This is a genomic window from Dendrosporobacter quercicolus (assembly GCF_900104455.1).
Classification (GTDB): domain Bacteria; phylum Bacillota; class Negativicutes; order DSM-1736; family Dendrosporobacteraceae; genus Dendrosporobacter; species Dendrosporobacter quercicolus.
In genome coordinates, this window is sequence record NZ_FNHB01000005.1 from 147,331 (window position 1) to 162,917 (window position 15,587).

Annotated in this window: 13 protein-coding genes; 12 read left to right on the forward strand and 1 reads right to left on the reverse strand. The window is 51.0% G+C overall.

Annotation, left to right across the window (positions count from 1 at the left end; translation table 11 throughout):
- Nucleotide 1: 1 nt before the first annotated feature.
- Nucleotides 2-490: an HMA2 domain-containing protein gene (locus BLR06_RS11290; protein WP_092073047.1), complete on the reverse strand. Its 489-nt coding sequence runs from the start codon at nt 488-490 to the stop codon at nt 2-4.
- A 260-nt stretch (nt 491-750) separates the two neighbouring features.
- Here BLR06_RS11290 and BLR06_RS11295 point away from each other — a divergent pair, with 260 nt between their 5' ends.
- The 12 genes from BLR06_RS11295 (at nt 751) to hpsG (ending at nt 15,586) form a co-directional block, all read left to right on the forward strand.
- Nucleotides 751-1,443, forward strand: a complete 693-nt coding sequence (locus BLR06_RS11295) for a response regulator transcription factor (RefSeq protein WP_092073050.1) — start codon at nt 751-753, stop codon at nt 1,441-1,443.
- Nucleotides 1,424-2,713, forward strand: a complete 1,290-nt coding sequence (locus tag BLR06_RS11300; protein ID WP_092073053.1) for a sensor histidine kinase — start codon at nt 1,424-1,426, stop codon at nt 2,711-2,713. The genes BLR06_RS11295 and BLR06_RS11300 overlap by 20 nt, the downstream gene beginning before the upstream one ends.
- Nucleotides 2,714-2,996: 283 nt before the next feature.
- Nucleotides 2,997-4,322, forward strand: a complete 1,326-nt coding sequence (locus tag BLR06_RS11305) for a hemolysin family protein (protein ID WP_092073056.1) — start codon at nt 2,997-2,999, stop codon at nt 4,320-4,322.
- A gap of 173 nt (nt 4,323-4,495) precedes the next feature.
- Nucleotides 4,496-5,695 (forward strand): trans-sulfuration enzyme family protein, encoded by a 1,200-nt coding sequence (locus BLR06_RS11310; protein WP_092073059.1) that lies wholly within the window; start codon nt 4,496-4,498, stop codon nt 5,693-5,695.
- A gap of 283 nt (nt 5,696-5,978) precedes the next feature.
- Complete coding sequence (locus tag BLR06_RS11315) at nt 5,979-6,758, forward strand: ABC transporter permease (protein WP_092073062.1); 780 nt, start codon at nt 5,979-5,981, stop codon at nt 6,756-6,758.
- A gap of 10 nt (nt 6,759-6,768) precedes the next feature.
- Complete coding sequence (locus tag BLR06_RS11320) at nt 6,769-7,560, forward strand: ABC transporter ATP-binding protein (protein WP_092073065.1); 792 nt, start codon at nt 6,769-6,771, stop codon at nt 7,558-7,560.
- A gap of 70 nt (nt 7,561-7,630) precedes the next feature.
- A complete protein-coding gene (locus tag BLR06_RS11325) occupies nt 7,631-8,623 on the forward strand; it encodes an ABC transporter substrate-binding protein (protein WP_092073068.1) in 993 nt (330 codons plus the stop codon).
- Nucleotides 8,624-8,693: 70 nt separating this feature from the next.
- A complete protein-coding gene (locus BLR06_RS11330) occupies nt 8,694-10,502 on the forward strand; it encodes an AMP-binding protein (protein WP_092073070.1) in 1,809 nt (602 codons plus the stop codon).
- Nucleotides 10,499-11,671 carry a 2-oxoglutarate ferredoxin oxidoreductase subunit alpha gene (locus BLR06_RS11335; RefSeq protein ID WP_092073073.1) on the forward strand — a complete coding sequence of 391 codons (1,173 nt, stop codon included), beginning with the start codon at nt 10,499-10,501 and terminating at the stop codon, nt 11,669-11,671. Before BLR06_RS11330 ends, BLR06_RS11335 begins: the two co-directional genes overlap by 4 nt.
- Before the next feature lies 1 nt (nt 11,672).
- On the forward strand, nt 11,673-12,512 hold the full coding sequence (locus BLR06_RS11340) for a thiamine pyrophosphate-dependent enzyme (RefSeq protein ID WP_092073076.1): 840 nt from the start codon (nt 11,673-11,675) through the stop codon (nt 12,510-12,512).
- The gene (locus BLR06_RS11345; RefSeq protein WP_092073080.1) at nt 12,509-13,075 is read left to right on the forward strand and encodes a 2-oxoacid:acceptor oxidoreductase family protein; all 567 of its coding nucleotides are present in this window, start codon (nt 12,509-12,511) and stop codon (nt 13,073-13,075) included. The genes BLR06_RS11340 and BLR06_RS11345 overlap by 4 nt, the downstream gene beginning before the upstream one ends.
- Nucleotides 13,076-13,108: 33 nt before the next feature.
- Nucleotides 13,109-15,586, forward strand: a complete 2,478-nt coding sequence (gene hpsG, locus BLR06_RS11350) for a (2S)-3-sulfopropanediol dehydratase (RefSeq protein WP_092073083.1) — start codon at nt 13,109-13,111, stop codon at nt 15,584-15,586.
- Nucleotide 15,587 lies beyond the last annotated feature (1 nt).

The following is a 15,587-nucleotide window of genomic DNA, read 5'->3' on the forward strand; positions in this document are numbered from 1 at the left end:
ATCACCGTCCGTATTGTTTTGCGGCAAGCTGTTCCAATTCTTGCAGCAAAGGATTATTGGCTATTTTTTCCGGTGCATATTCAATGAGCACCGAACCGGTCAGAGTATTTACCGAAAAATTGGTTACCTCCGGAGCGGCTTCCAATTGCCGGCGGATTTCAGCCGCTATGCCGGCGTTATTGACCAAATGCCGGGAATATAGGCGAACACGTCCCCGGATATAGTGTAATACCTGGACTTGCTGCAATAAATAGGTTTTTTTGGCGGAATTGGTCATTTTTTTATACTGGGACAATAAATCCATTGGCTGTCGCTCCTTTTGAAGGTGGCAGGATACCTGCCGCCGGTGCTGCCAGGTATGAATAACCGTCAATAAGCCGAAGCAGATGCCAAGCCATACATGATACCGTTTACTAAAAGGCAGGGATAATAAACTGCTAAAGAAAGTAAGCGCCAATCCCAGATCAATCCGGCCATGGTGAAATGACATTTATTCGCCTCCTTCCGGCGCTGTTTGACAAGGAATTCCCTGATCAAACAATATTTTAGAAAATTGTACCATTCAGGCAATCATACTGTCAATAAAATTAGGGCTGATAAGGTATCAGGCAGTATTTATGCCCGGCAGGTTCCAAGAATTTTGCGGTTAAGGAAAATGTGGTATGATAAGGGTAAGAACTGCTGTGGGCTAAGCGCAGGAGAAGCCGGGTAACTTCCGGACCGGGAGGCTGCACAGCGAAAGGAGCAGCCATGCGGATATTATTAGCTGAAGATGACCTGCGGCTGGGTAAGCTGGTTAAACATATGCTGGAGAAAGAAAAAATGGCTGTTGACTGGGTTGTACAGGGCGACACGGCTTTTGAATATGCTATGTATACAGCCTATGACGTGATTGTCCTGGACTGGATGATGCCGGTTGAAACCGGCATTAGGGTCTGTGAACGGCTGAGAGAAGAGGGGTATCAAAGAAGCATCCTGATGCTGACCGCCCGGGATGAATTATGCGACCGGGTACGCGGCTTAAATTCAGGCGCGGATGATTATGTAGTCAAGCCATTTGAATTTGTCGAACTGCTGGCGCGCATCAGAGCCCTGGGGCGCCGGGGCGGTTTGCAGCTTAAAGCAGATACCATACGGGTTGGCGATCTGCTCCTGAGCCGTTCCACGCATCTGGTGAAACGCGGTGACCGGGAAATTCAATTAACCGGCCGGGAATTTCAACTGCTGGATTTGCTGATTCAGAATAATGGACACGTTTTGGCCAAGGAGATTCTGCTGGACCGGGTCTGGGGGCTGGAGAGCGAGGTTACGCCGAATAATCTGGAAGCCTATGTTCGCTTATTGCGGAAAAAAATTGATTTTCCCGGCGAACCGGAACTTATTCACAATGTGCGGGGAATTGGCTATAAACTGGAGGTAACGGATGTTCAGAAAGATCCGTAAACGGCTTACTTTAATGTATACCGGAATTATGGCGTTAATTCTGCTAACCTTTGTTGTGGTTGGTTTTGTCGGTTTTACGGGCGCCATTGTCTATGCGCTGCAGCAAAGCGTGCTGCAGGTTGCCAAGGAGGAAGCCGATGAGCAGCTTGCAGTTTACAAACTTGAGGGGTCTTTGATTCATGATGATGAGAATGAAAAAACCAGCAGCACTATTTTTTACTATGTTCAGGCTGTAAACGGGCCGCTGGAAGCAGGAACCAGAACAGTGCCGGCTTTGCAGGACATTGTCCGGGCGCTGATTGAAAGCGGTGAGGTGCAGGCAGGTGTGGCCAGTTTACACCATGCCAGGCTGTCGGACGGCACAACCGCTTTTTTTATCATTACCGCGCACCCTGTATATGATAATTTGCAATTGATTGGCACCGTGTATTTGGGCAATGACATTACCTGGTATTATTATACCTGGCAGAAACTGGGCCTTATCCTGCTGGGCGGATCGTTGATTATTTTGGCAATTGCCTTTACCGCCGGCTATTTTTTGGCCGGACGGGCAATGATACCCATTAACCAGTCGTTCGCCAGGCAACGGGAATTTGTGGCGGACGCTTCTCATGAGTTGAGGACGCCGATCAGCGTACTGCTGGCTTCGGTGGATGTTGTCCAGACCGACGAGGATAACCGGTTTTCTGCGTTTTCCAGCCAGGTTTTGACTGATATGAAAGATGAAATCAGGAAAATGTCCCGGATTGTCGCCGATTTGCTGACCCTGGCCAGGATAGACGCCAATGTTGTCGAGTTGCTGCGGGAGACATTTGACAGCAGAATTGTCGCCGGACATGTTATCCGCTCTTTACAGTCACTGGCCAACGCCAAGGATATCAGACTACAGCTGGACTGCGATCAGGCGGGTGAAATTCAGGCGGACCGTTCCCGCATTAGTCAACTGTTGCTTATTCTGATTGATAATGCAATAAAATATACGCCAAATCACGGCACGGTAAACGTTAAGCTGGAAATCGTTTACGACCATAATTCCAAGCTCAAAATTACGGTCCGGGATAATGGGATCGGTATTGACCAGGAACATAAAGCAATGATTTTTGAACGCTTTTACCGGGTGGATAAAATTCGTTCACGGGAGTTTGGCGGCACCGGACTGGGCTTGTCCATTGCGCGCTGGATCGTTGAAGCCCACCAAGGAACAATAACGGTTCAGAGTGAGTTAGGCAAAGGCTGCGTATTTACGGTAATGATCCCTGTCGATGGCTGAATTTTGCCGGGGATATTGCCGTTGCAAACGCTGGGTCATGAAATGACAGCGGCAGGCCGGTAATTTGATTGGCCGTCGTCAGCCAGGGGCTGTGCGCCCCGATATTGCAGGTTGTGATTTTATGAATATACGAATATAATGTATATCAATACGATAAACGGAAATTATCCTACAGCATTTAGCCAGATGTTGTTTGGAATTTTGTCCGGCTGTCGATAATAACTATGAATTGAATATACTAGGAGGTGAACCCTATTCGCTCTACCAAGCGGATAGGAATTTATTGGACCCTGCGTCTATTATTTTGAATTTAGTTTTAATCATCGTGCTGGTGTTGTTAAATGGCTTTTTTGTAGCGGCTGAATTCGCCATGGTCAAAGTCCGCAGTACCCGGCTCGAAACGCTGCTGCACGAAGGAAATACCAGGGCCACCTATGCCAAAAAACTTGTTGAGCACCTGGATGCGTACTTGTCGGCCTGCCAGCTGGGAATTACGCTGGCCTCATTGGGACTTGGCTGGATTGGCGAACCGGCGATTGCCGATATCATTGCACCAATTATGGTTGATTTGGGGTTTTCCGCCCAAATGGTGCATGCCGTTTCCTTTGCTATTGCTTTCTCGATCATCACTGCTTTGCATATCATTCTGGGTGAGCTTGCTCCCAAGTCATTGGCAATCCAAAAGACCGACAGTGTTGTATTATGGACGTCAGTTCCCCTGATTGCGTTTTACAAGCTGATGTATCCGGCTATCTGGGTGCTAAATGCCATTGCCAATTGGATATTGCGGAGTGTGGGCATCCATGCGGCAAGCGAGCATGAGGCGGCTCATACGGAAGAAGAAATCAGAATCTTAATGGAGGAAAGTCACAAGCAAGGCTTTATTAATAAAACAGAGCTGACGTTTGTTGATAATATATTTGAATTTGCCGAAAGAAATGTTCGCGAAGTAATGATTCCCCGGACTGATATGATCTGCTTATCGGCGGAGGACTCCTTTGCCAAAAACCTGGATAAGGCGATTGAAGAGCAATTGACGAGGTACCCGGTCTGTGCGCCGGATAAAGATAACATCATTGGCTTTGTGCATATCAAGGATATCCTGAAGCAAGTGGCCCAGGAAAAAAATCCCGACCTTAAGCAGGTAGTCAGGGAAATTATGGCGATACCGGAATCTATGCCGATCAGCGAACTGCTCAGACGGCTGCAGAAAGACAAGTCCCAGGTCGCGATTGTGGTTGATGAATATGGCGGAACTGCCGGCCTTGTTACCATTGAGGATATTCTGGAAGAGATTGTCGGGGAAATTCAGGATGAGTTTGATGAAGAACGGCCGTTGGTGGAAGCGAGGGGGGAAAACGTTTATTCCGTCGACGGGCGGCTGTTAATCGGCACGGTAAGTGAAATTATCGGCGTTACCCTGGACTCGGATGATTTTGACACCATTGGCGGCTGGGTGTATTCCATGGTGGAAATAGAGCCTCATGTCGGTCAAAAGGTTGTGTATCAGGATTATGAGTTTATGATTGAGGAAGTTGATCATGTCCGCATTAACCGGGTATTAATCAGAAAAATCGTTCCGGAAGACGAGGCAGCGCCGGAAGAATAAGCGCCTGGACGGTATGGGGCAAAATGTTTGCAAAAAACGCGAGGACAGCTTTCTTGTTTTAAAACAAGGGAGCTGTCCTCGCCATGCATCCTGGAATTTAAGAGTGCAAAGCACTGGTCAATTAAGGTATAATGATAGACAAGTAAACGTAGCGGAATAGGGGGAATTGGATAATGTCCGACAAGGCCAACAGGGGATTTCAAACCAAATGCGTGCATAGCGGCAATGGAATTGATCAAGAAACCGGCGCAATCCGGCGGCCGTTGATTATGGCGAATAGCTACCGGCTGCCTGAAGACGCGTCAACGATGAATTGGAGTGATCCCAATCAACTGGTTTATACTAGAAATACCTCGGCCAATCAAATTTATCTGCAGGAAAAATTGGCGGCGCTGGAGGGCGGTGAAGCCTGCGTGGTGCTGGCTACCGGTGTTGCCGCACTGGCTGGGGTGTTTTTTACCTTTTTGGAACAAAAGTCTCATGTGATCTGCTCTAATGTGTCCTATATCGCCGTCTACCGGCTGCTGCAGGAGTATTTGCCCGCTAAGTACGCCATAGAAACCAGCCTGGTTGATACGGCCAACCTGTCTGAAGTCAAGCAGGCTATACGTCCCAATACCAAGCTTATCCATATTGAAACACCCGGCAATCCCACGACCAGAGTCAGTGATATCGCCGCAATCGCCGGGCTGGCTAAAGCCGCCGGAGCGCTCCTGTCGGTAGACAGTACGTTTGCCTCGCCTTTTTTACAGCGGCCACTGGAGCATGGGGCCGATCTGGTCATTCACAGTCTGACCAAATACATCAACGGGCATGGCGACGCCATGGGCGGGGCGGTCATCGGCCGTACGGCCCTGATTGACGCCATCAAGCGCCAGGCCATGGTCAACCTGGGCGGAGCCATAAGCCCGTTTAACGCCTGGCTGATCATGCGGGGTGTCGTAACCTTGCCGCTGAGAATGAAACAGCACAGCCAAGCCGCGCTGCTGGTCGCCCGGTTTCTGGAAGCGCACCCGGCGGTGGCGTTTGTGGCTTATCCGGGCCTGCCCAGCCATCCGCAGCACGAGACTGCCAGAAAGCAGATGTCGATGTTTTCCGGCGTTATCGCGTTTGGGCTGAAAGCGGATGTTGACACCCATAACAAGTTTGTTAATTCGCTGGCGCTGATTGTTCCGGCGGTATCGATTGGCCATGATGAGAGTCTCATTGTCTACACCGGCCCTAATGACGAGCGTAATCATTTCTACCCGTCCGAATTCAGCAAGGGGCATTTGCGCTTTAGTGTCGGGCTGGAAGATCCGCAAGACATTATTGACGATCTCAGCCAGGCTTTGGAAACATGCGGCCTGCAGCAAAAAAATGTCGAAGTTTGAGTCAAAGCGCTTGACAGGTATTTGAATGTGATGATATTATTTAAAAAATAATTAACGATTAAATTACCTGACCGAAAGTACGCTGATCAGATAACTGAAGGCTGAAATCACCAGATGTTCTGGTGATTTCAGCCTTTTTTTGTTAGGCGGCGCATCTATAAAATTTATTCGACTGGTCAGTAAACCAACTGAAGGTCGAATCGTCTTGTTTTTTTAACAAGACGATTCGACTTTTTTATTTTTGGGGATGACGATTGGCAACTGTAAAGTGGAGGGGAATTTAATGGAAAAAATGACTTATTGGCTTAAGGAGAATGCGCTTGCCCTGGTCGTGCCGGTTATCGTATTGCTGATTTGGGAGCTGGCCGGAAAACTGGGGTGGGTTCGGGCCACTCTTTTGCCAAGACCATCGGAAATTGCCCTGGTACTGGCGGAGCTTGTTCTTAGCGGAGAGCTGTTTGCTCATTTGGGAATCAGTATTCTCAGAGTTGCGCAGGGGTTTGCCATCGGTGCGGTTCTGGGCGTACTGACTGGGGTCCAGATTGCGCTGGTAAAAAAATTCCGGATCGCGCTCAGCCTGATTTTCGGAGTGTTACGTCCCATACCGGTCATTGCCTGGATCCCGGTATTGATTCTATGGCTGGGAATTGATGAAGGCTCGAAGATTACCGTCATTGCCATTGGCAGCTTTTGGACAGTGCTGGTAAGTGTATTTCAGGGAATTCGCAGTGTTGACAAAAAATATCTGGAGGTTGCAACCATTCTGGAAAAAGACCAAACGACGTTATTAACCAAGGTTGTCCTGCCGGCAGCCTTACCGGCTATTTTTACCGGGGTCCGGGTTGGGATTGATGTCGCCTGGCGCAGCGTTGTGGCGGCCGAACTCATTGCCGCCGCGTCCGGAATCGGATATATGATTATGTACGCCCGGGAATTGTCTCAGATTGATGTCGTTTTGGCCGGTGTTCTGTCGATTGGCTTGACCGGCGTATTGATTGATCAGCTATTGCTGCTGCTGGAGAAAAGGTTGTTAAAATGGAACGTGAATCTTCATGAGTCATAAGGAGGGAAAAATGAGCAGGAGTGCGGCTAAACCACAAACACTAAGCATTAAAGGACTAAGTAAAACGTTTAAAATAGACAACCGCCTGGTGGAAGTTCTTCAGGACATTGATTTAGAAGTGCAGCCGGGGGAGTTTGTCAGTATTATCGGTCCAAGCGGCTGTGGGAAAAGTACTTTGTTAAGAATGGTCGCCGGTCTGGAGCAGGAATATTCAGGTGAAATTTATCTCGGGGACGAACTGATTAAGGGACCGCGCGTCAATCGGGGAATGGTTTTTCAGGAAGCGCGGCTGTATCCCTGGCTGACAATAGCAAACAATGTGGCGTTTGGCCTGGGGGCTCAACACAGCGCCAGCGAGAAAAAACGAATTGTAAATGAGCATTTACAGCTGGTGGGATTAAATCATTTCGCCAAAGCATACCCTCATCAACTGTCGGGCGGCATGCAGCAACGGGTCAGTATAGCCAGAGCATTGGTGAACCGGCCGCAAGTCCTGCTGCTTGATGAGCCGTTTGGCGCTCTGGACGCCATTACCAGAATTATGATGCAGCAAGAAATTATCCGGATATGGGAAGCCGAAAGAACAACAATTCTTCTGGTTACGCATGACATTGATGAAGCCATTTTTCTTGGCGACCGTGTTGTCGTGATGTCGAAACGTCCGGGAGCGCTAAAAACGGTTATCCCGATTGATTTGCCCCGCCCGCGTGACCGCAATAGCTATCAGTTTGTTCAAGTCCGCAAACATATTTACACTAATTTTTTCGCCGAGGTTGATGTCCCCTTTGCTTATAGTATTTGAAATTTTTTGAGGAGGGTGGATCAGCGGGGATTCAGGAACGAAAATTTGATTAAAACAGGAGATTGATGTTATGAAAAAAATCAAAATAGCACTGATTATGGCCGTCATGCTGTTCGGCGTTCTTTTGACCGGCGGATGTTCCAGCAAGGCCGACGAAACCGGGGCCAAGGCGGCGCAGCCGCAGGAAATTCACATTGCGTACCAAAATTCCAGCACAATTATTTTGTTGGCCAAGGCCAAGGGATTATATGAAGAGGAGTTTGCCAAAGACGGCATTGAAGTGAAATATGATCTGTATCTGGCCGGACCGCCGATGATTGAGGCGTTTGCCGGCGGCCGGGCTGATTTTGCCAATACCGGTGATATGCCGCCGGTGTCGGCCCGCTCCGGCGGCGTGGATATTAAAATTATCAGCCGCGCCGGATACACGCCTGCCGGAAATGCCCTGTTGGTGCGGCCGGATTCCGCGTATCAATCCATTACTGAGCTGAAAGGCAAAAAAATCGCAGTTCCGATTGGCTCAAGCGCTCATCATTATTTAATTCTTCTGTTGCAGAAAAATGATCTTTCCGCTGCTGATGTAAGTATTGTTAATTTACCGGCAACCGATCATCAGGCCGCGCTGGAAACCGGGAATGTAGCTGCAGTAGCCACCTGGGAGCCGTGGGCGTCGGTATTGGAAAATGCGAAATCAGGCAAAATTTTGGCCGATTCATCCAGCGGCGTTAAACGCTACGTCGGGGTGTTCCTGGCCCGCAATGAGTTTGCCCGGCAATATCCGGAAGTGACAGCCCGCTTTTTAAGGGTAAATGAAAAAGCGGCTGAATTTATCAGAAATTATCCGGAAGAGGCCTTGGAACTGATTTCCAAAGAAAGCAAGCTGCCGGTTTCGGCAATTGCCAGGACTGTGAAAACAACCGACTGGGACTCCAGCATTATCGCTGAAGATATTGCCGGTTTCCAGCAGGTTAAGGATTTTCTAAAAGAGACAAAAGTATTGAAAAAAGATTTTGAGATCAATGAATTGTTTGATGACCGTTATCTGAAAAAAATCAAACAATAGTGTCAGGGCATGGCCGGACCGCAGGGGATCGGCACCGGTCATGCCGGGCTATTGGGCAAGGAGAGGCCAAATGCGGTTTAAGTCATTGAATGAACTGCTGGAATACCGGGCCGTCCAGGGCCGGGAGAAAACTTTTATCTTATCGCCGGAGACCGGGGCTGCTCTTACTTACGGCAATTTTTATACTGCCGTCAGGGAGCTGGCCTACCGCATTCAGCTAAATATCCGGCCAGGGCAGCGTATTGCTTTAATTGCGGAAAACGGTTTGCACTGGGGTATCGTATTCTGCGGCATATTGCTGGCCGGCGGGGTGGCCGTGCCGCTTAATCCAAAGTTTAAACCGGCTGAAACCGAGGAATTGCTGCGGCAAGCACAGGCCAAGCTGATTTTTACGGATGCCAGGGGAGGAGAAGCCTTGCCGCCGCCATTTGCCGCAAACAGCCGGACAGTATCCGTCGCCGGGGAAGCTATGAGTATTATTGACAGCGAATCTTTCGCGGAAAATGCGACTCAAGCGTCCCGATCGCAATGGGCAGATGAAGCGCTGGTGTTGTTTACCTCCGGATCGACCGGAGCGCCTAAAGGCGTAGTTTTAACCCATGGCAATCTGTTGGCTGAAGCCAAATTTATCACAGGCGGCCACCAACTGACTGCTGCTGATGTCGTGTTATGTATTCTGCCGTTCTTTCATATTAACGGTTTGGTCATTACGCTGCTCAGCTCTCTTTATTCGGGCGGAACGGCGGTCATTCCGCGCAAATTCAGCGCCAGTCATTTCTGGCAATGGGTAAGCGCCAATAAAGTTACCTGGTTTAGTGCGGTTCCCGCAATTTTATCCATTTTGCTGTCCAGTGAGGCCGACCCGGCGATTGACCTTTCCCGCCTGCGGTTTGCCAGATCGGCATCTTCTTCGCTGCCGGTGGCAATTCTGACGGAATTTGAGCGACGGTACGGCGTTCCGGTAATCGAGGCCTACGGGTTATCGGAAGCCGGAAGCCAGATCGCCACCAATCCACTGCCGCCCCGCAGGCGAAAGGCCGGTTCGGTGGGTTTGCCTGTGGGCAATGAAATTCAGGTGATCGACCAATCCGGGGAGCCGGCTCCTGTTCAGGCAACTGGTGAGGTAGTCGTTAAAGGGGCGAATATTACTAAGGGCTATTTAAACAACCGGCAGGCCAACCGGGAAAGTTTTAAAAACGGCTGGTTCCACACCGGTGACCTGGGCTTTTTTGACGCCGATGGCTATTTGTTTTTGACCGGGCGGAAAAAAGAGCTGATCAACCGGGGCGGGGAGAAGATTTCGCCGCGGGAAGTGGACGAAGTCATATACCGGCTGAGTGAAATTGAAACGGCGGTAACCGTTGGGGTGGCGGATGCCGTTTTGGGCGAGGAAGTGGTTGCTTTTGTTCAGCTGCGTCCGGGAAAACAGCTGACGGCGGAAGGCATTGCCGCTCATTGCCGGTCTTGGCTGGCCGATTTTAAGATACCCAAGAAGATTTTTTTTATCGATGATTTCCCCAAAGGGCCTAACGGCAAAATCCAGCGTCGTAAGCTTGTTGAACTTTACGGCCTGCTCATTGCCGGCCGTCCTGGCACGAGTGACATTGAAAAGGAGCTGTCTGGCTATATGGCCCATGCGCCAAAAACTGATCGAAAATATAACGTCCGGGTTTATGAGGAAGGCTGTAAGGAATGCGGCTACTGTATTGAGGTTTGCCCCCGTCAGGTCTTTACTGTGGCCCGGTATTTTAATGACAAAGGCTACCGGCCGGTACGGGCGGAATTTGCGGACAGATGTATTGGCTGCCGGCGGTGCTTTTTCCTTTGTCCCGATTTTTCTATTGATGTAACGGACCGGAAAGAGGAGGAGGAGCTGTGAAAAGGGTTTTTGATACAGGCAATGCAGCAATTACTGAAGCTGCGATCATTGCCGGCTGTACACTGTTTGCCGGTTATCCGATTACGCCGGCGACCGAAATTGCGGAAAATATGTCGCGGCGTCTGCCGCAGATCGGCGGCTTTTACGTTCAGGCCGAAGATGAACTGGCGGCGCTTCATATTTGTATCGGCGGAGCGCTCGGCGGCTTGAAAGCCATGACCTCAACTTCAGGTCCCGGCTATGTTTTGTATGCTGATCCTTATGGCTGGGCTTTAGGCAGCGAGATACCGGTGGTCGTCGTTAACGCCCAGCGGGTAGGCCCGGTAAGCGGTATTACCGGTGCGCCGGGGCAGGGGGAATTCTATCTGAGCCGCTATCCAACCCATGGCGGCAATTTTGAGAGTATTGTTTTGGCGCCAAGCAGTGTGCAGGAGGCTTTCCAGCTTACGGTTGAGGCTTTTTACCTTGCCGAAAGATTTCGTATGCCCATCACTGTTTTGGCTGATCAAATTGTGACAGACGGCTGGGAGACATTACTGATACCGGAAACCGCGGCGGAAATGAAAGAAATGGGGCTGCGGCTTGCCGACCGGCGGATCAATTACGGGCCGGAATTTTACCCGGCAACTGATGCGATTGATATACCTCCGGTCGTGCTGGGGCATAACACCGGCGCCGCCTGCTCTGACTGGACGCCGACGGCGGAAGGTTTTGATACGGAAGAGGTGCAATGGCAGCATAAGCATGCCTACCGCCTGATCTACAAGGTGCGGAATAACCGAACGCTCATTCACCAATATGAGCAGGTCGGTTTTGAAGATGATCCTGAGGTGATTTTCGTGTCTTACGGCAGTCCGTCCCGGGTGGTGAAGAGTGCGGTCCGGGCGGCGCGGGAGCAAGGGCTTAGGGTGGGCGCCATCAGGCTGATCTCAATCTGGCCTTTTCCGGATGAAGTCTTCGACAGAACGGCTAAGTATCTTTCGGTGGAATTAAATTATGATGGTCAGCTGGTAAGAGAAGTTCAACGCGCTGTCCCTAAGGACAGCGAAGTGCATTTCCTCGGCCGCTGCGGCGAGCTGCCTCAAGTGGCGGAGCTGGTCGAGGCCGCCCGTGCCTTAATTGCCGGGCGGGCGCTGACGGCCGTCAAATGGACGCGGGAGGCCTGGTAGGATGGACTATTTAGCTGAAAAATTTCTTAAAGCCAGGAAAACACCAAGCACAGCCTGCAGCGGCTGCGGCTTAGGGCAGGTGCATAAGAAGATATTGCTGGCAATTGACCAGCTGGGACTGGGCAGTGCTGATATCGTATGGGGCACAGGGATTGGCTGCGCCGGCAGACAGACATTTAATACCTGGAAAGGCGATAATTTCGCCGGTACGCATGGGCGGGTCTATGCGCTCGCCACCGGCTTGCGGCTGGCCCTTAAGCCGGAGCAGAAGATTGTTTTAACCGCCGGGGATGGCGATGCCTTTGGCATTGGCTTGCTTCATTTGCTGCATTGTGTACGCCGGAATGTTGATATGACGGTTATTGTCGCCGACAATTTCGGTTATCAGTCAACCGGCGGCCAGTACGGTTATACCACGCCGGCCGGCTCGGTTACCGACAGCAGTCCTTATGGGATGCAGGACCCCAATTGGGTTCAGGACGGGCGCGATATTCTCGAAATTCTCAAAGCCGCGGGAGCCGGTTTTCTGGCCCGCCATACCAGCATAGAGGGTCAAAATGCCGTGGAAAGCATCAAGCAGGCCATTGATTTTAAGGGATTCTCCCTGGTGCATATCGTGTATCCCTGTATTACCAATTTTTTCGGCAAGGCGATGGGCTCACGCCAACCGGCGATTGCGTACCGCTGGCTGAAAGAGCGGACCAATCCGGGGGCGGATCAGCCGGTTGGAGGTATGACGTTCCGGACGGGCGTGTATTACCGGACAACAGCAGAGCGCCGGGAGTTCTCCGAGTACATGCGTGAATTTACCCGGCAAGTGCAAACAGGAGGGCCAACATGAAGCGTACCGAAATTCTGATTAGCGGCTTCGGCGGTCAGGGGGTTGTCCGGCTGGGCCAAATTTTCAGTACGGCGGCAGTTTACCAGGGATTGTATACCACCATGCTGGTCAGTCACGGCACGGAAACCAGAGGTGGTTATGTGCGCAGCCAGATCGTCATTGCCGGTCAGCCGGTCGACAGTCCGGTAGTAGAATGTCCCGATTATTTTTGCGCTATGTCCCGGTCGGCTTACCAGAAGTTCGGCAGTCTGGCAAAGACGGGCGTCATTATTTTTGATCCCGGCTATGTTGAACCTGACTTAAGCAGCGAAGCCAGGCATGTCCCACTGTCAGCCAGAGATATTGCCGTTGAGGAGCTGGGCCGCGATATTTTTGCCAATATCGTCTTTCTGGGTGTGCTGGGCCGGTTTTTAAAGGCGGCAATCAGTAAGGACTGTTTTTATCAGGCGCTGGCCGAACGGGTACCCAGGTTTCAGGAGGAGAATAAAAAGGCGTTTGCATTAGGCTACGCCAACCTTGAAGGGCGGCAGGCGGCGGAGTTTTTTCCATCCGGCCTGCGCTGAGGAAGAAAAACTCAACCAAGCGAGGTGCATGAAATGAGTACTGTTGCATTGACGCCGCAGGAACAGCGCATCCGGCAGGAAATCCAGGGCCGGCCCCAATCGCATAAGCGGTCCAGAACCAGCAATATTTTCAACGGGTTTAATCATACCAGGCCCAGAATTGATGTGGAAAGGGCCCGTTTTTTTACCGAGTCCTTCCGGCAGACCGAAGGCGAATTGCTTATTTTACGGTGGGCGAAAGCCCTGCGGCATATTGCCGAACATATTACAGTGCATATTGACCCGCATCAGCTGCTGGCCGGGCGGGCGGGGGCGCCGGGCCGGTACGGCATTGTCTATCCCGAGCTGGATGGCGATTTTCTGGATGCCGCAATTCAGCACTTGCCGGAACGGGCGGCATCGCCGTTCACCATCTCCGCTGCAGACGCCGAGCTGATCCGGCGGGAAATTTCTCCCTACTGGCGGGGCAAAACTTTTCATGAAGCGCTTGCCAAGGCTTTGCCGGGGGAAACGGCAAAATTAACGTACCAGCCTGACGATATTTTACAGTCAAGGTTTATTGTCAATGAAACAGCCTCTTTCCGGTCTTCGATCCAATGGGTTCATGACTATGAGAAAGTACTGAAAAAAGGGTTTAAGGGGATAAAGGACGACGCTTTACGGCGATTGGCGGCATTAGACCCGTTTAGTCCGGTCGACAATGTGGAGAAAGCGCCATATCTTCAGGCGATTATCCTTATTTGCGAGGCGGTTGTCCTCTGGGCGGGCAGGCATGCCGTTTTGGCCCTGGAATTAGCCGGTCGGGAACCAGACCCGCAGCGCAAACGTGAATTGCAAAAAATTGCTGAAATTTGTCAATGGGTTCCGGAGAATCCGGCGCGCAATTTTCATGAAGCCATGCAGGCGCAATGGTTTACGCAAATGTTTTCCCGCCTTGAGCAAAAAACGGGCACCATCATTTCCAACGGGAGAATGGATCAGTATCTCTATCCCTACTATCAGCAGGACATCGCCGCAGGGCGGCTGGACAATGAAGCTGCTCTGCAGCTGCTTGAATGCATGTGGCTGGGCATGGCCCAGTTTATTGATTTATATATTTCGCCGGCCGGCGGGGCGTTTAATGAAGGCTATGCCCACTGGGAAGCGGTTACAATTGGCGGGCAAACGGCTGACGGCCGTGACGCCGTCAATCCGCTTACTTATCTTTTCCTGCAATCCAAGCGGGAGTTCCCCCTGCATTATCCCGATCTGGCGGCCCGCATTCACAGCAGGTCGCCGGCGCGGTATCTGTATGAGGTGGCCGAAACAATCAAGGAGGGAACCGGCTTTCCGAAGCTGATTAATGACGAGGAAGTAGTGCCTTTGCTGCTGGCTAAGGGCGCAGTGTTCAGTGAAGCTTTTGATTACGCCGTTTCCGGCTGTGCGGAATGCCGCATGCCCAATCGCGATACCTATACCAGCCCCTGCGCCTATATCAATTTCCCGGCGGCGCTTGAAATGACTATTTATAACGGCAGAATGCAGTTTTACGGCGGCGAGGTCATTGGCCTGGAAACCGGAGATCCCCGGACGTTCAAGACCTGGGAGCAATTTTGGCAGGCATATGTAACGCAGCATCTGAATTTTTTAAAGCACGCCTTTATTCAGCAGCGGATCATAATTGATTTACGGGCCAGGCATTTTGCCTGGCCGCTCGGATCGGCGCTGCATGACCTTTGCATGCGGGAATGCCGGGACATTCATTCACCGGTCATTGCCGGGGGCATTGATCTGGGCTATTTTGAATTCATGGGCTATGCCACTGTGGTGGATTCGCTGGCCGCCGTTAAAAAGCTGGTATATCAAGACCGAATGATCACAATGGACGAATTGATTGAAGCGCTGGAAGGCAATTTTAACGGCCGGGATATCATTCGCCACCGGCTCGCCAATGCTCCTAAATACGGCAATAATGACCAATATGCCGACAGCATTGCCAAAAAACTGGATCGGTTGTGTCTGGAATTTACCCAAAAGTATGCCAAGGAATTGGGCGTACACCTGGATCTGCGTTACGTTCCGTTTACTTCTCATGTTCCTTTCGGCAAGGTGGTAAGCGCAACGCCTAATGGACGGAAGGCCTATACACCGCTTTCCGACGGTTCTTCCGCTTCCCAGGGAGACGACAGCAACGGGCCAACTGCCGTACTATTGTCAAATTATGCCTCCAAGAACCTGAATTATCGCGAACGGGCGGCCCGACTGCTAAATATAAAATTAAGTCCGTCCTGCGTGGCCGGTGAGGAGGGAACAGATAAGCTTGTCGCTTTCATCCGGACCTGGTGCGACCTGCGCTTGTGGCATTTGCAGTTTAACGTAATTAATCGTGAAACTCTGGTGGCGGCGCGAAATAATCCGGAGCAATACCGTAACCTTATTGTCCGGATTGCCGGTTATAGCGCTTATTTTACTGATTTATCGGCAGATTTGCAGGATGATCTGATCGCGCGGATGGAGCATAGCGTTGTTTAGT

Coding starts and splice junctions, on each gene's coding strand:
- BLR06_RS11290 (WP_092073047.1), bottom strand. CDS start 490: ATGTCATTTCACCATGGCCGGATTGATCTGGGATTGGCGCTTACTTTC.
- BLR06_RS11295 (WP_092073050.1), top strand. CDS start 751: ATGCGGATATTATTAGCTGAAGATGACCTGCGGCTGGGTAAGCTGGTT.
- BLR06_RS11300 (WP_092073053.1), top strand. CDS start 1,424: ATGTTCAGAAAGATCCGTAAACGGCTTACTTTAATGTATACCGGAATT.
- BLR06_RS11310 (WP_092073059.1), top strand. CDS start 4,496: ATGTCCGACAAGGCCAACAGGGGATTTCAAACCAAATGCGTGCATAGC.
- BLR06_RS11315 (WP_092073062.1), top strand. CDS start 5,979: ATGGAAAAAATGACTTATTGGCTTAAGGAGAATGCGCTTGCCCTGGTC.
- BLR06_RS11320 (WP_092073065.1), top strand. CDS start 6,769: ATGAGCAGGAGTGCGGCTAAACCACAAACACTAAGCATTAAAGGACTA.
- BLR06_RS11325 (WP_092073068.1), top strand. CDS start 7,631: ATGAAAAAAATCAAAATAGCACTGATTATGGCCGTCATGCTGTTCGGC.
- BLR06_RS11330 (WP_092073070.1), top strand. CDS start 8,694: ATGCGGTTTAAGTCATTGAATGAACTGCTGGAATACCGGGCCGTCCAG.
- BLR06_RS11340 (WP_092073076.1), top strand. CDS start 11,673: ATGGACTATTTAGCTGAAAAATTTCTTAAAGCCAGGAAAACACCAAGC.
- BLR06_RS11345 (WP_092073080.1), top strand. CDS start 12,509: ATGAAGCGTACCGAAATTCTGATTAGCGGCTTCGGCGGTCAGGGGGTT.
- hpsG (WP_092073083.1), top strand. CDS start 13,109: ATGAGTACTGTTGCATTGACGCCGCAGGAACAGCGCATCCGGCAGGAA.